The following is a 17,797-nucleotide window of genomic DNA, read 5'->3' on the forward strand; positions in this document are numbered from 1 at the left end:
TTCTTTTAGCTTTCGAATGCAGTCGGCAGGTACTGGTCGACGTTGTCCTTCGTCACAACAGGTGCGTAGAGCTGGACCTCACGCGGGACCTCGACCTCCACCAGGTCGGCGAGGTTCTTCTTCTGGACCAGCAGGCGAGCCAGCCGGATGCCATCCGCGCCCTGGGTGGACGGGTAGATGACGGTGGCCTTCATCAACGTGTTGCCGGCCTTGATGTCGCGCATCACGTTCGCCGAACCGGCGCCGCCGACGACGAAGAACTCCTTACGGTTCGAGTTCTTGATCGCGGCCATCACGCCGACCCCCTGGTCGTCGTCGTGGTTCCAGATCGCATCGATCTTCGGCGCGGCCTGCAGCAGGTTCGCCGCCGCCTTCTCGCCGGACTCGACGGTGAACTCCGCGGCGACCCGGTTGCTGACCTTCAGTCCGCAGTCGGCCAGCGCTTCCTTGAAGCCCTTGCTCCGCGCCTGGGTGAGCGGCAGCGAGTCGATGCCCGCGATCTCCGCGACGACCGCGTCCTTCTTGCCCTTGAGCTGCTCGCAGATGTACTTGCCCGCGGAGACGCCCATCCCGTGGTTGTCACCGAGGATCGTCGTCCGGGCGGCGAACGAGCTGTCGAACTCACGGTCCACGTTGATCACGGTGATCCCGGCCTGCATGGCCTTGGTCGCCACCGCGGTCAGCGCCGCGCCGTCGAACGGCAGCAGCACGATCGCGTCCACCTTGTCGTTGATGAACGTCTCCACCTGGCTGATCTGCAGGTTGACATCATTGGTGCCCTCGGCAACAACGAGCTTGACGTCCTTGTACTTCGCGGCTTCGGCCTTGGTCGCCTTGGTGATCGCACCCATCCAGCCGTGGTCGGCGGCAGGCGCGGAGAACCCGATCGTCACCGTCTTGCCGGGTTCGTCGTTCTTGCCGGCCACCACCTGGGTGGCCGTGTCGGTCTTCTTCTCCGACTCCGGGGTGTTGCCGGTGCAGGCGATCAGGGCCATCGAGCTCAGGCCGACCAGGCCGGCCGTGGCCAGGAATCGGGCGGGACGAACGGACATCTTTCTCCTCCAATGGAACGGGTCGTGCTTGCTAGGACGAGGTCGCACGGGCGGCCAGGCGCTGCTGGAGGAGGACCGCGATCACGATGATCAGGCCCTTCGCCACCGACTGGGCGGAGATGCTCAGGTTGTTCAGGGTGAAGACGTTGTTCAGGGTGGTGAAGATCAGTACGCCGATCACGGTGCCGACGATGGTGCCGCGGCCGCCGGACAGCAAGGTGCCGCCGATCACCACCGCCGCGATCGCGTCCAGCTCGTAGAGGTTGCCGTGCGTCGCGCTGCCGGTCGTCGTCCTGGCCATCAGCATCACCGCGGCGATCCCGCAGCACAGACCGGCCAGGACGTAGAGCAGCACGGTGTGCCGCTGCACCTTGATACCGGCCAGCCGGGCCGCCTCGGCGTTGCCGCCGACGGCGAAGGTCCGGCGGCCGAACGTGGTCCGGTTGAGCAGCACCCAGCCGGCCGCGGCGACCAGGACGAACATCCAGACCAGCACCGGTACGCCGATCAGCGAGCCGCCGAAGAAGTCGACGAACGAGTTGACCGTGATGATCTGGGTCTTCCGATCGGACAGGATCTCCGCCAGCCCGCGGGCGCCGGCCAGCATCGCCAGGGTCGCGATGAACGGAACGATCTTGCCGTAGGCAACCAAAAGCCCGTTGACCAGGCCGCAGGCCGCGCCGACCAGCAGCGCCGTACTGACGATGAAGATCCAGCCGTAGTCGGCGGCCAGTTGCTGCGTGGCCAGCGTGGTCGCCCAGACGGAGGCGAGGGCGACCATCGCGCCGACCGACAGGTCGATCCCGCCGCCGGTGATCACGAACGTCATCCCGATGCTGACCACGCCGATCACGGCGGCCAGCCGCAGGATGGTCAGCACGTTGGCACTGCTGGCGAACCGGTCACCGCCGGTCGCGACGCCGACGATGCAGAGCAGCACGAGAGCGATCACCAGACCGAGGTTCCGGCCGACGCCGCCTCTCAGCAGACCACCTGCAGACCAGCCGCCGGGCGCCTGGATCACCGTCGTCTGCGTCGACGAGGTGGTCAGCAGGGCCTCCGCCGTCCCGTCGGATCGTTCCTCCGTGGTCCCGTCCGGCTCCTCCGTCGTCACCTCGGGCCCTGCGACTTCCTCACTCATCACACGGCACTTCCTTCCATCACCAGGTCGAGGACCCGGTGCTCGTCGATGTCTTGCGCGGGACCCGTGTGCACGGCCCGCCCCTCCCGCATCACCACGACCCGGTCCGCCAGCCCGAGCACCTCTTCGACCTCACTGGAGACCAGCACGATCGCGACCCCGTTGGCGGCCAGCTTGCGCACCAGCGCGTAGATCTCGGAGCGCGCTCCCACGTCGACGCCCCGGGTCGGTTCGTCGAGCAGCAGCACGCGACAGTCCCGCAGCAGCCAGCGAGCCAGGACGACCTTCTGCTGGTTGCCACCGGACAGATTGCGGACCGGGTGATCGATCCCGGCCGGACGGACGTCGAGCGCCTTGGTCAGCTCTTCGGCCGCTTCCTTCTCGGCTCGCCCGTTCAAGAACCCGGCACTGGCGAACCGGCCGAGCGTGGACACCGTGATGTTCTTGTACACCGCTTGGTCGAGCAGCAACGCCTGACTCTTCCGCTCCTCCGGAGCAAGACCGACACCGGCCCGTACGGCGCTCTGCACGCGACCCGACCTGAGTTCCTTGCCGTTGACCCGGACGACACCGGTCGTCGCGCGACGAGCGCCGTACACGGTCTCCAGCACTTCGGACCGTCCCGAGCCGACCAGGCCGGCGAAGCCGAGGATCTCCCCCGCTCGCACCTCGAAGCCGATGTCTTCGAACTCGCCCGTCCTGGAAAGGTTCTCGACTTCCAGCACCACCGGCGCGGTGCTGAGGATCTCGGCCCGCGGCGGGAAGACGTACTCGATCGAGCGGCCGGTCATCAGCCGGATCAGCTCTTTGGTCGGCGTCTCTCGTGCGTCCAGGCCGGTCGCCACGGTGGCGCCGTCCTTGAGGACCGTGACCCGGTCGCCGATCGCGCGGATCTCTTCGAGCCGGTGCGAGATGTAGATGACCGCGACGCCGCGGGCCGTGAGGTCGCGGATCACCCGGAAGAGGTTGGCCACTTCCTCGGAATCGAGGACGGCGGACGGCTCGTCCATCACGATCAGCTGCGCGTCACGGGAGAGCGCTCTCGCCATGCTCACCACCTGCTGACCGGCGGCACTGAGCAGCCCGACCGGGCGGCTCGCCGGGATCTCGCCGTGGCCGAGGCCCTTGAGCAGTTCGCGCGCCTTCGTCGTCGCCTCGTGCCGGCGGGTCAGACCGAACCGGGCCGGCTCGTGGCCGAGAAACACGTTCTCGGCGACGGTGAGATCCGGGACCAGGTCGAGTTCCTGATAGATCGCGGCGATGCCGAGCTTGATCGAGTCGGTCGGGCTGCTCAGCGACACCTCGTCGCCGCCGACGTGGATCGTGCCGGCATCCGGTTGATGCGCGCCGGTGAGGACACGGATCAGCGTCGACTTCCCGGCGCCGTTCTGGCCGAGCAGGCAGTGCACCTCGCCGCGGCGTACGTCGAGGTCGACGCCGTCGAGCGCCCGGACACCGGGGAACTCCTTGACGATCCCCGTCATCCGCAGCAGCTCGACGGTCCGGTCCTTCGGTGTTTCCATGTTCATCGCCTCACTCCGATCGGCCGACCAAGGTCGGATCGAGAAAGACCTGGTCGAGAGAGATCTGCGCGCCGCCACGCACCGCCGCGGTGAAGCCGAGCTCGGACTGGATCACCCGGCAACCACCGCCGTCGGGCGCGATCACCCGATCCCGGATCGCCGTCTCCAGCGATTCCTTCAGCCACGGACCGAGCATCGCGAAGTAACCGCCGAGCACCAGGACGTCGGGGTTGAGGATGTTGACGAGGATCGCGCCGCCGATTCCGAGCCAGTTGCCGACGTCCGCGAGGGCCTGCAGGGTCCGCTGGTCGCCTTCGTCGGCGCGCCGGGTGATCTCTGCCAACCGCTGCTCGACGTCGAGCGAAGGGTCTCGCACCGGGTCGTCCGGATCCGTTGCCTTGTTCAACAAAGCTGTCAGGCCGACCACGGTTTCCCAGCAGCCCGTCCGGCCGCAGCCGCAGGTGCCACCAGCCGGGGCAACCGGCATATGCCCGACCTCACCGCTGAACCCGTGGCCGCCGCGCAACAGATGGCCGCCGCTGACCATCCCGCCACCGACACCGACAGCCCCGGTCAGCAGCACCAGGTCCTCGACCTTGCCGTCCGGCAGCAACTGATTCCTGCCCGCCTGGCTTCTGCTCTCCGGTCCGGCCTGCATTTCGGCGTACGCCGCGAGGGCGGCCAGATTCGCCTCGTTGTCCACCCGGACCGGGTACGCCGGATGGCCGAGCCGCTCCACCATGGCCGCCACGACCGGGACCTCTGTCCAGCCCAGGTTCGGCGCGAGTTTCAGCGCTCCGGTCGCAGCCTGCACCAGACCGGGCACGGCCAGCGTGACGCCGGCCGTCTGTCCACCGCGCATATCCACCGCCGCGACGGCGTGCCGGATCAGCTCGGCCAGTTGATCGAGAGTCGTCTCGGGATCCAGGTGCGCGACGTCCAGCGGCACCCGGCGCTCGATGACCGTGACGCCACTGAGGTCGAGCGCGGTGACGGCGAGGTAGTCCACGTTGATCTCGGCGCCGACCCCGCAGACCCCGCTGCCGTCGAGTTCGACGAGCTGGCCGGGGCGGCCGAGGGCGCCGCGCTCGGATTCGGCGAGACCTTCGCGGAGCAGACCGCGTTCGACGAGTTCGGCGACCAGGCTGCTGACGGTCGCCTTGTTCAGGCCGGTGTCGGCGGCGATCCGGGCCCGCGAGCGCGATCCCATCTCGCGCACATGCCGGAGTACGACGGACAGGTTGTTCCGGCGGAGTGAGACGTGATCCGCGGCGACAACGCCGCGGCCCGGTCGACTGCCTTCGGTCAAAGTCATCCGGCCCCACCCCTTCTCCCCCGACAGGAGACTGCTCCCTCGACGGGAGAAACGGGCATCTGTGATGCCAGTCACAGACTTTGTCTGTTGAGCCAACAAACTAAGTAGATGACGGCCGTGCGTCAAGATGTTGCGCGGATGTTTCTTCACTACGTGCAGATTGCTCGCTCACCTTCTTGCAAGTTCTCGTCAAGCTTTTGCAGTCAGGTCTTGTATCCCGGAGTCGCCGTTTGTACGCTCGCGCCACTCTCCGCAGTCCTGCCCGCCCCCCACAGGAGCCTGCACATGTCACTCACCAGACGTACTTTCCTGGCCGCTTCAGCGGCCACCGCCGCCACCGTCGGTGGCTCCCTCTCCGCCCGCGCCAGCTCCAGTACGACCGCCACGCCGATGGCCAGCGGACCCGGCGACGTGGTCGGCAAGATCACCGTCGGCTATCAGGGCTGGTTCGCCTGCATCGGCGACGGCGCACCGATCAACAGCTGGTGGCACTACAGCCGGAACGCCGGCCAGCCACCGTCGCCGACCAACACCACGATCGTCAGCTGGCCGGACGTCCGCGACTTCACGGCGACCTACCAATCGGCGTACGCGAATCTCGGCAACGGCCAGCCGGCCAAGCTGTTCTCGTCGTACGACCAGCAGACCGTCAACACCCACTTCCTCTGGATGCAGCAGAACGGCTGCGACACCGCTGCGCTGCAACGCTTCAATCCGACCGGTGGCGAAGGGCCGACGCGGGATGCGATGGCGGCCAAGGTCCGGCAGGCCGCCGAGCAGTACGGGCGGAAGTTCTACATCATGTATGACGCCACCGACTGGACGAACATGCAGTCGGAGATGAAGACCGACTGGACCAACAAGATGAAGGCGTACACGTCGTCACCGGCGTACGCCAAGCAGAACGGCAAGCCGGTCGTCTGCATCTGGGGCTTCGGTTTCAACGAGGCCAACAAGGCCTTCCCGGCTTCGGCTTGTCTCGATGTCATCAACTGGTTCAAGGGCCAGGGCTGCTACGTGATCGGCGGTGTGCCGACGCACTGGCTGCCAGGCAACGAGGATTCGCGACCCGGGTATCTGGACGTCTACCACGCCTTCAACATGATCTCGCCGTGGATGGTCGGGCGGATCCAGGACGTCGCGGGCGCGGATCACTACTACAACAACGTGAACCAGCAGGATCAGGCGGACTGCAACGCGCACGGCATCGACTACCAGCCGTGTGTCATCCCGGGCGATCTCTCGTCGGGGCACCGGGCGCACGGCGAGCTGATGTGGCGGCAGTTCTACAACCTGACCCGGGTCGGCGTGCAAGGCATGTACATCTCGATGTTCGACGAGTTCAACGAGGGCAACCAGATCGCCAAGACCGCAGAGAGCCAGGCCTGGATCCCTGCTGGGTCGGGGATTCGTGCCCTCGACGAGGACGGTACGGCGTGCTCGTCGGACTACTACCTGCGGTTGACGAACGACGGCGGCCGGATGTTCAAGGGGCAGATCCCGCTCACCGCGACCAGGCCGACCCCGCCGATGCCGAGCCAGGGTGGCGGCGCGGTCCGGTTCTACGAACACGTGGACTACCTGGGCGCGGCCGGGCAACCCCTTGCCAAGGGCAACTACACCCGAGCACAGTTGCAGGCGGCCGGCGTACAGGACAACTGGGCTTCGTCGGTCCGGGTGCCGGCCGGGTGGACGGTGACGATCTATGCCGAGGACAACTTCACCGGGCAGACCTGGGTCCGGACGGCGGACACGGCGAACTTCACGCAGCTGAGTCCGAACGCGAACGACCAGCTGACGTCGTGCCGGATCACCTGATCCTCAGAGCAGTTCGAGGCTGTCCGACGCCAGGGTGATCACGGCCCCGTCGAGGTGCAGCCGGCAAGCGATCGCGTGCCCCGCGCAAGTCAGCAGCGCGGGGCCTGCGGCGTCTACCACTCGGTAGGCGACGGGCTGGGTGCAACGCTCGATGACGCCCTCGTACTCACGGTGACAGCCGAGGACGTGACAGGTGACGACTTCACCGACGTTCATCAGCGTGAGGCCGTGGTCGGGGCACGCACCCCACGTCACGCCGCAGGCCTGGCCTTCGTTCGCAGCAAGGCGAAGCAGGTTCGTTGCTGTTGTTTCCAGGTCGTTCGCTGCCTCACGGAACGTGTCGGCGGCGTCGTCGAGATCGCGGCGGAACTGGCGGGAGGCAACCGATTCCGGCAGGCCACGTGCGGCGGCCTGGAGGTTCTCGGAGAGGGTCTTTGCGGCGATGGCGATCTCGTCCACCTTCACCGGCGTACCGAGGTCGGCTACCCGCTGCTGTTGGGGCACCGCAGGCTGCCCGTTCTGCTGCACCTGCACGCTCCGCCAGACCTGCATCGGCGGGGCGCCTTGCTGACCTGGCTGCTGCGGTGGCCGGCCGTTCTGCGGCGGCTGCCCATTGCTGGGCTGGCCGTTGCTGGGCTGGCCGTTGCTGGGCTGGCCGTTGTCCGGGTGGCCCGGGTGCCCGTTCGAGGCGTGACCGTTGGCCGGCTGGTCGTGGCCGTTGGCGCCTGCAGCGGCACTGCCCGTGACGGCCGGAGCCTCCCAGCCCGGTTCGTCGGAACGCTCCGATCCGGTCCGGTGGTTCGCCCGCTTGGCTTTCGCCATTCGCCTGCCCCCTGGTGATGTATCTCCCCCGACGGCCGATGGTGCCATGCCCGCGGGGGCTGCGGCCAGAGCAAATCAACGAGGTTCACGCACGGCTCCTGTCACCTTGCGCACAGCAACGAATCCTCGCCCGTTCAGGCACGAATCGCCCCTCACCCGCGATTTTGCTTTCACAGGTTCCCATCCACAAACTCCGGCAATCACACGCCCGAAATTCCATACCGTCCCTTAACACTCGCCCCACCCACCGTCACCACTCAACTCGCTGCGCGCAGTCCTGCAAGCACTCGGGCTTTCCACTCTGCGTACTCTTGCCACAACTCACCGCTACCACTTCTCCTGGTAGGGCAGTGAAATTGCAGCTTTTGACATTCGGACCTTCGGTGAGTTGGTCGGCGGGCTCTGACATACTCCGGGCCTGAACGTCCATTCTCGAGACCCTTTGGGGGGGTCCGTGTCCATCCGCCCAGTTCATCTGCTGCGCCTCGGTGTGCCCGCTGCTCTGGTAGCCGCCACCTTGGTCACCCTCACCGGCTCCTCCGGCAACGCCGCCCAGCCCGCACCAGGCCCGTACGCCGTGAAGCCGACCTTCGCCCGCCCGGCGAAGCCTGCCTTCGCGCCCAACACCGTCCTGGTCAAGTTCAAGAAGAGCGCCTCAGCCTCCGCAAAGTCCAAGGCCCTCGCCAAGGTCAACAGCCGTTCGTCGTCCGCCATCGGTAGCGGCGGCATCACCGCGGTCACCGGTACGCCGGCCGCGCCCGAGATGCTGAAGACGCTCAGGGCCGACGCCAGCGTCGAGAAGGCGTCGCTCGACTACGTCCGCTCGGCGAGCGCCGTACCGAACGACACCTTCTACGGTTCGGATCAAGCCGGCTCCCTCGGTGCCATCCGGATGCCGCAGGCCTGGGATCTCACCAAGACGGCCGGCACGCAGACTGTCGCCGTACTGGACACCGGAATCGACGCCGGCCACCCAGATCTGACCGGCCGGGTACTGGCCGGACGCAACATCATCAATCCGGCCGCCTCGCCGAACGACGACGCCGGCCACGGCACGATGACCGCCGGCATCATCGGCGCGAACACGAACAACGGCGCAGGCGTCGCCGGGGTCGCCTGGAACGTCAAGATTCTGCCGGTCAAGGTGCTCGACCAGGACGGCAACGGGTACGACTCGGACATCATCGACGGCGTCACCTGGGCCGCGAACAACGGTGCCCGGGTAATCAACATGTCCCTCGGCGGTGACGGCGACGACAGCCTGCTGCACGACGCGATCACGGCAGCGGTCAACAAGGGTGTTGTGGTGGTCGCCGCGGCCGGTAACAGCGGCAGCGCATCGCCGAGCTACCCGGCGTCGTACTCCGAGGTCCTGTCCGTTGCGGCGACCGACAACAACGGCGCCCTGACCAGCTTCAGCACCCAGGGCGACTGGGTGGACATCGCAGCGCCCGGCTGGAAGATCATCTCCACCGGTCCGCGCAGCCTGACCCCGGCCGGTTACCTGCCCTACTGGACAGGCAGCGGCACTTCGTTCTCCGCCCCGATGGTGGCGGGCGTCGCCGCCCTGCTACGGAACAAGTACCCGAGCTACACGCCCGCGCAGGTCATGGCGCGGCTGAAGTCCACAGCTCGTGACGCGGGCCCGCGCGGCCTCGACCCGTACTACGGCGCCGGCATCCTCGATGCCTACAACGCCCTCGGTGGCGCCTGGGCACCGGAGTACTGGACCGCCGGTCCGGACGGCAACGACACCCCGGCTCGCGCCACCGCGATCACCGGCACCTCGATCACCGGCTCGACCGGGCCCGAGGGCGACGTCGACTGGTACAAGATCACCAGCGCGACGGCTCGCAGCGTGGCGATCAAGGTGACGACGCAGGTCTACGACTGGGCGAACCGGGCGCAGAACTTCGCCCCTGTCGTGAAGGTGTACGACAAGGACCTCCAGCAGACCGGCTCGGTCGAGATCGACACCGAGCCGGAGACCCCGGTGGCGCTGACCGCCAGTGTCGACGTCAATCTCGTTGCCGGCGACAACTACATCTCGGTGCGCAACTACAACGGTTCGCGCGACGGCCGCACCTACACCGTGTCGTACACCGATTCGGGAGCTGGGCCTGACCCGGTTGCCGGCGGCGCCTGGCTGCAGAACTCATCGGTGCAGAACTACGCAACCGGTGTCGCGCAGAACGTGAAGCCTGTGCTGACTTCTGCGACGGACCTGTCGCCGGCGAGTGTCATCGACAGCACGGTCCAGCTGCTCAACGGCGCGACCGGCGCGGTGGTGCCGAGCACCGTCGAGTACGCGGCCGACACCAAGCAGATCACCATCACGCCGAACTCGGAGCTGCTCGACAACACGCCGTACCGGATCTCTGTTGATGGTCTGCAGGCCACCAGCGGTGCGCCGACCGACTCGTTCACCTCGTACTTCCGTACGGTCGACCAGGCTCCTGCTCCGGTGACCGGGTTCGACGCGACCGGCGCTTACACGACGGCTGCGTTGAGCTGGACCCTCCCGGCCGGCATCACGGATCTCGACCAGGTCGTCGTCCGCGCTGCAGCCGGGACTACTCCCCCGGCCTCACCGACGGCTGGGATCGCCGTGGCGCCGGGAGCAGCCACTTCTGCTACTGCGACTGGGCTGGCCAACTCGACGAGCTATGCGTTCAGCGCTTGGGTGAAGGACCGGAGTGGCAAGTTCAGCGCTACTCCCGCCACCACCCAGCTGATCGGCACCAAGAGCTCGCTGACGCTGGCTCCGGCCGGCATCGTCGACTTCGGCACCACGGTCACGATGACGGGCAAGGTCACGCGCATCGACACCGGGGCGCCGCTGGCAGGCGTCCCGTTCTCGCTCTACGGCCGCAACGCGAACGGCACCGTCTGGCGCGAGATCGCCCGGAAGACGACCGACGCCACCGGCACCGTCGTCCTCCCCTACAAGCCGGTCTACTCGACCGTCTTCGCCTGGGGCTACGACGGTTCGGCTGACCTACTCGGTTCGCGCACCGGCAACTTCACCACGCAGGTTCGTCCGACGATCGCGGCGTACCTCACCGCGAGCACGATCAAGCTCGGCGCCTCCACCAGCTTCTACGGCTACGTCCGCCCGGAGCACAACGGTTCGCCGATCTACCTGCAGCGCCTGGTCGGTTCCACCTGGACCACCATCACCTCGGTGAAGTTGAATGCCACCGGCAACTACGCCTTCGGCATCAAGCCCACCGCCAAGGGCACCTACAACTACCGAGCCGTCTTCCAGACCGACGGAGACCACGCAACAGCCGTCTCCGCAACGAAGACCTTCACGGTCAACTAAGTGCGCCGAGTGCCCCGGTCTCTTTCGAGAGGCCGGGGCACTTTGTGTTTCAGGGCTTCAGGCGGCTGAGGGCGATGAAGAGGGTTTGCTTCTGGCTGGCTGTGAGGGGGGCGAGCAGGTCTTCTTCCATGGTGTGGATGGCGGACTTTGTTGCCTTGAGGCGGGCGGTGCCTTCGGGGGTGAGGGCGATGGTGTGGGCGCGGCGGTCGGTGGGGTCCGGCTGGCGGGTCAGCAGGCCGTCTTGTTCGAGGGTGTCCAGCAGCGGGATGAGGCGGGACTTGTCGTAGCCGATGGCTTTGGCGAGGGCCTGTTGGGTCTGGATGGGCTGGTCGGCCAGGCGCGACAGGACGGCGTACCCCCACATCGAGAGGCCTTGGGCGTCGAGGATGGGCCGCTCGGCCTCCATCACGCGCCGCATCAGCTGGGCGAGCAGGGCTCCTAGGTCTTCGCGTTCCACCGGGTCATCGTAGACAGTGACAAATCATGTGCGCGTGCTTATCATCTACACATGCATACTATTTCTGGCCGCGCTGAGACGCGGACGATCTCCATTGCCGCTCCGCCGTCCACCGTTTTCGACTTCGTAGGTGATGCCCGGAACCTGCTGAAGTGGGCACCTGGATTCGCGCCGAACATCGCGACGAGTGGGGACGAGTGGGTGGTGGACTACGGCACCGAGAAGCTTCGGCTGATCGTGCGGACCTCGCGTGACGCAGGCACGGTGGACTTCCTCCGGGCCGCAGATCCTCGGACCGGTGGGTTCAGTCGGGTGCTGCCCAATGGCGAGGGCGCTGAGTATCAGTTCACCCTTGTCTTTCCTGCCGGTACGCCCGAGGCGGCTGTTGCCGATCAGTTGAAGATCATCGATGAGGAACTTCAGACCGTGCGGAGGTTCTGCGAAGCCGCCTAGGGCGCGTAGGTCTGGATGGTTGCGTTGGCGGAGAGGTCGACGAGGGTGTGGGCCAGGGAGCGGGCGTCCTCGATGATCCCGGTGAGGTCGACTTTGGTGAGGGTTCGGTCGCGGACCACCACTTCTCCATCGACCAGTACGTGGACTACGTCTGAGGCGCGGGTTGAGTAGACCAAGTTGGCGCGGGGGTCGTGGACTGGCTGGTGGTGGGGAGCTTTCAGGTCTACCAGTGCGATGTCGGCTCGGCGGCCTGGCTCTAGGGCACCGGTGAGGTTTGCGAGGCCGGCTGCTGTCGCGCCGCCTCGGGTGGCCAAGCGAAGGGTGTCGGAGATGGTCATCCACTCGGCGTTCTGTTCGCGTTGCTTTTGCGTGAGGGCTACCAGGCGAAGGGATTCCCAGACGTCAAGGGTGTTGTGGACCGCCGCTCCGTCGGTGCCGATGCCGATGGGGATGCCGTTCTCTTGCAGGGCTTTGATGGGCGTGGTCGAGCCCATGGCGAGTTTGAGGTAGACCTTGGGGCAGCAGGCGATCGCCGTACGGTCTCGGTAGGGCTGGAGCAGTGCGAGGTCTGCGTCGCGGATGCCGCAGCCGTGGGCGATGAGGGCGCCTGCTTCGAGTACGCCGGTGCGCGCGAGCACCTCGATCGGGGTGACGCCGTGCTGGTCGATCGAGGAGTGCGTCTGGTCGTCGGTTTCGGCCGCATGCAGGTGAACGCGAAAACCTTCGGTCCGCGCAACTTCCGCAGTACGGCGAAGGTCTTCGTCGCTGACCGTGTACGGCGCATGCGGTCCGAGGGAGGCGGTGATGCGGCCGCTTGATTGACCTAGGGCGCGGATCTCGCGGGCTGCTTCGAAGGCTGCCTCTCGTCCTTCGGTGCCGGTGGAGGAGAAGAAGGTGGGGGCGAGGTCGGCGCGGATACCGGACTCGAGGGCCGCAGCGGCGATCTGGTCCGCGTGGAAGTAGTGATCGACAAAGGTGGTGACACCGCCCAGCAGCATCTCGGCACAGGCAAGCCGCGCGCCGACCTTCACCCGCTCCGGCGTGAGGTTGACCTCCATCGGCCAGATCTTCCGATTGAACCAGTCGTCAATCGACACATCCTCCGCCGCACCCCGCATCATCACCATCGGACTGTGCGTATGCGAGTTCGTAAGCCCCGGTACTGCGAGTAGGCCGGTCGCGTCGAGAACCTCGACTTCTGTGTAGGCGGGCTCCGTCTCGGCGATCCGTATGATCGCGCCGTCCTGGATGTGGATGTCCTGCGCCTCGTCGACCCGGCACTCCCCCACCTGCGGGACCACCAGAACAGAACAGTTCCGGACCACCAACTGCCGCATGAATCCTCCAGCTCGACGTCGCCCGTCGCTCCAGTCTCTGCTACCAGCGGTTCAGTCAGCGGACGCCTCGGGGGCGGTATTGGATGCTGATTCTGGGGCCGGTGCGGCTGGTGGACTTGGGGATGGCGTGTTCCCAGGTGCGTTGGCAGGAGCCGCCCATGACGATGAGGTCGCCATGCCCCAAGGGGTAGCGGATGGTGGACGACACCTTGGCAGTGGTGCTGCCGGGCCGCGGGCGGAGCGCCAGGACTCTCGGCTCACCGACGGAGAGGATGGCGACCATGGTGTCCTCGCGGGCGCCGCGGCCGATCTTGTCGCCGTGCCAGGCGACGCTGTCGCGACCGTCGCGGTAGTAGCAGAGACCAGCAGTCCGGAACGGCTCACCGAGCTCGTCGGCGTAATGCTCGCTGAGGAGATCCCGACCCTCGTCGAGAATCGGCAGCGGGAGGTTGTCGCTCTCGCCGTAGAAGCAGAGCAGACGAGGCACGTCGACCACCCGGTCGTACATCTGCCGCCGCTCCTCGCGCCACGGCACCTCGACCGCCAGTCGATCGAACACCTGATCCGCCCCGGTCAACCACCCCGGAAGCACGTCGATCCACGCACCCTGACCCAACTCTGTCCGCTCAACGCCGGCCAGGGACCCCAGAGCGGGATCCTCGAACGCGTCCAGCAACGAAGCCTGAAGCCCTCCAGCCATGCCCACCACAATACACGCCGTTCGAACACTTGTTCCCTTAAACCTTAGTAACAATGTCCCGGCGTAGCTCGAGCTCGCGGCAAGGCTGCCCGTGCCGCGAGCTCGTCGCAGAGCGTTAGCAGCGCGAGAAGCCGCCGAAGCCCTCGAGGTTCTTCCGTGAGTCAGCTTTGCAGGGACGCAATCGCCCGGGCTGCTAGTCGTTCGGCGTGCTCGGGGTGGGCGAGCCAGCCGATCCAGCCCTCGTCCATCGGCGGGGTCGATCCTCTGCGCACCGACTCGCGGTAGTCGAGGCAGGCGAGCCATAGCGGCCGCATGGACAGTACGCCGGGTAGCCGGTCGATCTCCTCGCCGGTGAGCTGGACGTGTTCGCGGTACCCGCGCGCGACGGCCTCGACGCCCTCGGTGTCGCCCTCCCCCGCGGTCGTGAGCAGCCAGGCGAGGGCGGGGAGGCGCGGTCCGCGACCGGACCCTGCCCAGCCCACGATGGCGAGGTTGCCCGGCGTACCGACGGCCGCCCAGGCGTGGTAGTTCCCGTGGGTGAACGCCTCGGGCAGGCCCTCCGCGTCGTCGGCGTGCTCGACCTTGTCCTGGAGCCAGTCGAACATCTCACGCCCCTCGGGAGCGACGGCGTCCTCGACGCTCACCAGGAAGCTCATCGCCGCCGCAAGATCCTGCTTCGGTCGTCCTACGAAGAAGGCGCCATCGTGCTCCTCCGACCCACCGTCCCGCGCGACCGCACCACCGGCCGCCGGCAGTTCGTGCAGGCGACCGAGCAGACTCGCCAGCTCGTGGAGCACCGCCGGCGACTGGATCGGACGTCCACCCTCGAGGTACTCGGTCACGATCACGCCGCTTCCCTCGAACACCGACACCGGACTGTCCTGCGCGGGCCGTTCCGCGGGGAAGTCGTGCGAGGCCAGGAATCGCAGGATCTCCGCATCGCCCTCGACGCGGCCGACCGTGTCCGCTGCCGACGAGAAGACTCGAGCGATCCAGGGCGGGCCGTCCGCTCGCTTGACGACCAGCGTCCAGGGGTAGTGACCGACCCAGGACCCGCTCGGTCGCGTGTCGGGATCGTCGTCGATGGGCGCGATCGAGGTGATGCGAATGCCGTATCGCTCCTCGAGGTGCGCTCTCAGTTCCGCGAACTCGACCGGGCGGGTCCGGGCAAACGGTGACGTGCGGCCCTTCTCCAGGGCGGCACGGGCTTCGGTGTACCGCAAACCGGTCGCTTGAGCCCGTTGGCGTACTGCGCGCTTGAAACTGCCCTCTTTGGTCATACAAGCCTCCTCGACGTGCCCCGTTCCCCCAGCGAAGCGGCACTCGAAACAGGCCTGGACAGCAGCAGCCTTGAGGGCAGATTCCCCTTCACCTTCTCGAGGACCCGGCTGGGGCAGGTCCGCAGAGGCTGGGCGTCGGCAACGCCGTGCACCGATCGTGCCGGGACCAGACGCCCGTGTCAACGACAACCAACTGCACCCCCGCAACGCGACGCCCGAACAGCGGGCGCCGGCGCCGGTGGTGTATCCGAGGGCGTCGGCCGGGGACTCGCCCGGCTCCCGCCGACTCCTCGCGGGACGGGCCTGCCGATGGCGACCGAATCGTCCGGGGCCGCAGATGCCGCCTCTGGCGGCCGACAGCGCCGTCCGGGTCCGAAGCCGGCAGAGACCCGGCCGCTGGTCACCTGAGCACCTAGCGTCGCCGTGCATCGGTCCCGATGGACAGACATTCCCTTTTTCGATCGGCCGGGACTGGGGAGCCGCCGTGGTTGGTGGGTAGGGACGGGGGTTGGACCCAGTCGAGGGCGACCATTCTTGGGCAGAGGCAGTCGAGGTCGTCGACGCCTAGGCGGGGTTCGCCGGGGGCGACTTCCACGCGGAAGACAGTGGTCAGGCCGGAGGAGTAAGGGACATGGGCAACCTGGCGAGCTTCGACTATCTCGAGGCCGACCTCCTCGAGGACTTCTCGGCGTACGGCCAGTTCGGGGTCTTCGCCCTGCTCGATGCCGCCGCCGGGGAGGGTCCAGTATTCGGGGCCGTCGTGGTGGCCGGGTGCGGTCTGGACTCGCTCACGGACCATCAGGACCTGGTTACCTTGCTGGATCACCGCCGCGAACCGGATGCGCTCACTCATGAAGACACCCTCGCGTGCGCCGGGGTCAGCGGGATCAGCACGCGGTGGTGCCGCAGGTTGGGCGGCCGGTGGAGATCACTAGGCGGTGGGATGCCGAGGTTGTGTTGGCGGGTCAGCGGCCGGTCGCGCCGTCTAGTTGTTCGCGAAGAATGTCGGCGTGGCCGGCGTGACGTGATGATGGTGTCGGTAGGGGTGGGGTGCATGGTCGCGTTCCAGTTGCGGACGTCTTCGCCTAGGGCCGGTGGCTTGGCGTCGAGGCTGGTCGGCACGTCGTACCGTCCAGTGCGCCGGGTCGAGGTTGAGTGAAGCGGCTATCTCAGTGGGTGATGGGAAGTGGGTATCGGGATCCTGGTTCCACGACCAGGGGGCGATGGAACCGTGGTCGACGATCAGGAGTTGGCCGCCGGGGCGTAGGGCAGCCGCGGCGGTGCTCAGGATCTGGCTTCGGGGCAGCTCGTAGGGGCTTTGGAAGTACTGCGCGGAGATGAGATCGAACTCGCCGCTCGGAAAGCTTTGAGACAGCTCGTGTTGCTCGGCGATGATCTGGGGACCGAGACCTGCAGCGCGGGCGTGCTCGAGGAGTTGCTCGACCGCCGCGGTGGAGATGTCGACGGCGGTGACGCGCCAGCCTTGCTCGGCTAGCCAGATGGCGTCGCCGCCGCGTCCGGAACCGAGGTCTAGCGCGGAGCCCGCGGGCAAAGGTGTGGCGATCTCGACGAGGAGCGGGTTGGCACGCCGACGCTGGAGCAGTTGTTGCCGTTGGCCCGGGCTCACGGCATACCGCTCGACGACCTGGTGCAGGCGCCGCCCACTGGGGATCCGCGCATCCACTTGAAGCCGGTACGGCGGTTCGGGTTGGTTGTCGTGCCGCTGACCAGGCGAGCCGGCGCGATCCAGGCGTACAAGGTGATCTATCCGCCCGCAGGCGGGTCGAGTCCGGTGAAACTGCAGACCCACGAGGGGTATGAGTGGTTCTACGTTCTCAACGGGCAGGTCAGGCTGATCCTCGGTGAGCAGGATCTTCTGCTCGGTGCCGGGAAGGCCGCCGAGTTCGACACCCGCGTGCCGCATGCGATCGGCAGCGCCACCGCTGAGCCCGCGGAGCTGCTCACGCTCTTCGGAGCTCAGGGCGAACGCGCACATCTGTTGGCGTCCCGCGGCTGACAAGCGGTGCCTGGCGATGCTGCGAAGACGGTCGGCGTTGTGGGTTCAGGCATTGACCGTCGCCTCGACTCGGTGGACTTCTTCGGTGGTGGCGACGTAGAAAGCCAGGAGGGGGATGTTGGAGTCGGCGCAGATGGTGCTGGCGGTTTCGGCCCAGTTGTTGTCGATGGCGGGCCAGGAGGACGGGCCGGGGCGCCCTAGGGCGAGGAGGACGCTGTTGCTGGGGGCAGAGCGGAGGGCGACGGCGAGTGGTTCGAGGACGGCGCGGGGGTCGGTGAGGTGGAGTTGGTCGTGGCGGTCGCGGAGTTCGATCTCGACCTGGCCGTGGAAGCGATCCTCGGGGTCGCAGAAGATCGCCTTGAGGAGGCCGAGGCGCCGATCTCCTACGCTCAGGCAGAGATCGACGACGTCGGCGGCGAGGGTGGGGTCCGAGAGCGGCGTCTCGGACCAGTCGGTGGGAAGGTTCAGGAAGCTCATACCTACAAGGTGCCGCGATTCGGAGGCGGTCCGAGAGTTGTCCACAGGGCAATTCGAGCCACCTCCCACAAGGCCGACAG

At 67.1% G+C, this 17,797-nt stretch carries 16 protein-coding genes; 4 read left to right on the plus strand and 12 right to left on the minus strand.

The window, feature by feature from the left end; all coding sequences use genetic code 11:
* Positions 1-5 precede the first annotated feature (5 nt).
* The 4 genes from ABZ004_RS09415 to ABZ004_RS09430 are packed head-to-tail and all read right to left on the minus strand — an operon-like array spanning position 6 to position 5,031.
* A complete protein-coding gene (locus ABZ004_RS09415) occupies positions 6-1,052 on the minus strand; it encodes a substrate-binding domain-containing protein (protein WP_355679315.1) in 1,047 nt (348 codons plus the stop codon).
* 31 nt (positions 1,053-1,083) lie between these two features.
* On the minus strand, positions 1,084-2,193 hold the full coding sequence (locus ABZ004_RS09420) for an ABC transporter permease (protein ID WP_355679316.1): 1,110 nt from the start codon (positions 2,191-2,193) through the stop codon (positions 1,084-1,086).
* Entirely contained in the window at positions 2,193-3,716 is a 1,524-nt protein-coding gene (locus ABZ004_RS09425; protein WP_355679317.1) for a sugar ABC transporter ATP-binding protein, read from the minus strand. The genes ABZ004_RS09420 and ABZ004_RS09425 overlap by 1 nt, the downstream gene beginning before the upstream one ends.
* A gap of 10 nt (positions 3,717-3,726) precedes the next feature.
* On the minus strand, positions 3,727-5,031 hold the full coding sequence (locus ABZ004_RS09430; RefSeq protein WP_355679318.1) for an ROK family transcriptional regulator: 1,305 nt from the start codon (positions 5,029-5,031) through the stop codon (positions 3,727-3,729).
* Between the two features lie 285 nt (positions 5,032-5,316).
* On the opposite strand from ABZ004_RS09430, the gene ABZ004_RS09435 reads away from it, so the two are divergent.
* The gene (locus tag ABZ004_RS09435; protein ID WP_355679319.1) at positions 5,317-6,849 is read left to right on the plus strand and encodes a glycoside hydrolase family 71/99-like protein; all 1,533 of its coding nucleotides are present in this window, start codon (positions 5,317-5,319) and stop codon (positions 6,847-6,849) included.
* Positions 6,850-6,852: 3 nt separating this feature from the next.
* Here ABZ004_RS09435 and ABZ004_RS09440 read toward each other — a convergent pair whose 3' ends face one another.
* Entirely contained in the window at positions 6,853-7,671 is an 819-nt protein-coding gene (locus ABZ004_RS09440; protein ID WP_355679320.1) for a hypothetical protein, read from the minus strand.
* Between the two features lie 454 nt (positions 7,672-8,125).
* Between ABZ004_RS09440 and ABZ004_RS09445 the strand changes: the two genes are divergently transcribed.
* On the plus strand, positions 8,126-10,996 hold the full coding sequence (locus ABZ004_RS09445) for a S8 family serine peptidase (RefSeq protein ID WP_355679321.1): 2,871 nt from the start codon (positions 8,126-8,128) through the stop codon (positions 10,994-10,996).
* Between the two features lie 49 nt (positions 10,997-11,045).
* On the opposite strand, the gene ABZ004_RS09450 is transcribed toward ABZ004_RS09445, so the two are convergent.
* Entirely contained in the window at positions 11,046-11,453 is a 408-nt protein-coding gene (locus tag ABZ004_RS09450) for a MarR family transcriptional regulator (protein ID WP_355679322.1), read from the minus strand.
* A gap of 51 nt (positions 11,454-11,504) precedes the next feature.
* Between ABZ004_RS09450 and ABZ004_RS09455 the strand changes: the two genes are divergently transcribed.
* Positions 11,505-11,906 carry an SRPBCC family protein gene (locus tag ABZ004_RS09455; protein ID WP_355679323.1) on the plus strand — a complete coding sequence of 134 codons (402 nt, stop codon included), beginning with the start codon at positions 11,505-11,507 and terminating at the stop codon, positions 11,904-11,906.
* On the opposite strand, the gene ABZ004_RS09460 is transcribed toward ABZ004_RS09455, so the two are convergent.
* From ABZ004_RS09460 to ABZ004_RS09480, 5 genes are all read right to left on the minus strand, one after another.
* Positions 11,903-13,243: an amidohydrolase gene (locus ABZ004_RS09460; protein WP_355679324.1), complete on the minus strand. Its 1,341-nt coding sequence runs from the start codon at positions 13,241-13,243 to the stop codon at positions 11,903-11,905. The genes ABZ004_RS09455 and ABZ004_RS09460 overlap by 4 nt on opposite strands.
* Before the next feature lie 55 nt (positions 13,244-13,298).
* Positions 13,299-13,943 (minus strand): alpha-ketoglutarate-dependent dioxygenase AlkB, encoded by a 645-nt coding sequence (locus tag ABZ004_RS09465; RefSeq protein ID WP_355679325.1) that lies wholly within the window; start codon positions 13,941-13,943, stop codon positions 13,299-13,301.
* A 161-nt stretch (positions 13,944-14,104) separates the two neighbouring features.
* Positions 14,105-15,223: a phosphotransferase gene (locus ABZ004_RS09470; protein ID WP_355679326.1), complete on the minus strand. Its 1,119-nt coding sequence runs from the start codon at positions 15,221-15,223 to the stop codon at positions 14,105-14,107.
* Between the two features lie 412 nt (positions 15,224-15,635).
* Complete coding sequence (locus ABZ004_RS09475; protein ID WP_355679327.1) at positions 15,636-16,076, minus strand: NUDIX domain-containing protein; 441 nt, start codon at positions 16,074-16,076, stop codon at positions 15,636-15,638.
* 132 nt (positions 16,077-16,208) lie between these two features.
* Positions 16,209-16,907: a class I SAM-dependent methyltransferase gene (locus ABZ004_RS09480; RefSeq protein WP_355679328.1), complete on the minus strand. Its 699-nt coding sequence runs from the start codon at positions 16,905-16,907 to the stop codon at positions 16,209-16,211.
* Positions 16,908-16,940: 33 nt separating this feature from the next.
* On the opposite strand from ABZ004_RS09480, the gene ABZ004_RS09485 reads away from it, so the two are divergent.
* Positions 16,941-17,240 carry a cupin domain-containing protein gene (locus ABZ004_RS09485; protein ID WP_355679329.1) on the plus strand — a complete coding sequence of 100 codons (300 nt, stop codon included), beginning with the start codon at positions 16,941-16,943 and terminating at the stop codon, positions 17,238-17,240.
* A 45-nt stretch (positions 17,241-17,285) separates the two neighbouring features.
* On the opposite strand, the gene ABZ004_RS09490 is transcribed toward ABZ004_RS09485, so the two are convergent.
* Positions 17,286-17,717, minus strand: coding sequence for a hypothetical protein (locus ABZ004_RS09490; protein ID WP_355679330.1), 432 nt, complete (start codon positions 17,715-17,717; stop codon positions 17,286-17,288).
* Between the last annotated feature and the right edge of the window lie 80 nt (positions 17,718-17,797).

The organism is Kribbella sp. NPDC006257 (assembly GCF_040613535.1).
Lineage (GTDB): Bacteria > Actinomycetota > Actinomycetes > Propionibacteriales > Kribbellaceae > Kribbella.

Excerpts from the sequence above, each read along its gene's own strand:
- ABZ004_RS09420 (WP_355679316.1), bottom strand. The coding sequence starts at position 2,193 with ATGAGTGAGGAAGTCGCAGGGCCCGAGGTGACGACGGAGGAGCCGGAC.
- ABZ004_RS09435 (WP_355679319.1), top strand. The coding sequence starts at position 5,317 with ATGTCACTCACCAGACGTACTTTCCTGGCCGCTTCAGCGGCCACCGCC.
- ABZ004_RS09415 (WP_355679315.1), bottom strand. The coding sequence starts at position 1,052 with ATGTCCGTTCGTCCCGCCCGATTCCTGGCCACGGCCGGCCTGGTCGGC.
- ABZ004_RS09440 (WP_355679320.1), bottom strand. The coding sequence starts at position 7,671 with ATGGCGAAAGCCAAGCGGGCGAACCACCGGACCGGATCGGAGCGTTCC.
- ABZ004_RS09475 (WP_355679327.1), bottom strand. The coding sequence starts at position 16,076 with ATGAGTGAGCGCATCCGGTTCGCGGCGGTGATCCAGCAAGGTAACCAG.
- ABZ004_RS09465 (WP_355679325.1), bottom strand. The coding sequence starts at position 13,943 with ATGGCTGGAGGGCTTCAGGCTTCGTTGCTGGACGCGTTCGAGGATCCC.
- ABZ004_RS09470 (WP_355679326.1), bottom strand. The coding sequence starts at position 15,223 with ATGACCAAAGAGGGCAGTTTCAAGCGCGCAGTACGCCAACGGGCTCAA.
- ABZ004_RS09460 (WP_355679324.1), bottom strand. The coding sequence starts at position 13,243 with ATGCGGCAGTTGGTGGTCCGGAACTGTTCTGTTCTGGTGGTCCCGCAG.
- ABZ004_RS09425 (WP_355679317.1), bottom strand. The coding sequence starts at position 3,716 with ATGGAAACACCGAAGGACCGGACCGTCGAGCTGCTGCGGATGACGGGG.
- ABZ004_RS09430 (WP_355679318.1), bottom strand. The coding sequence starts at position 5,031 with ATGACTTTGACCGAAGGCAGTCGACCGGGCCGCGGCGTTGTCGCCGCG.
- ABZ004_RS09490 (WP_355679330.1), bottom strand. The coding sequence starts at position 17,717 with ATGAGCTTCCTGAACCTTCCCACCGACTGGTCCGAGACGCCGCTCTCG.
- ABZ004_RS09455 (WP_355679323.1), top strand. The coding sequence starts at position 11,505 with ATGCATACTATTTCTGGCCGCGCTGAGACGCGGACGATCTCCATTGCC.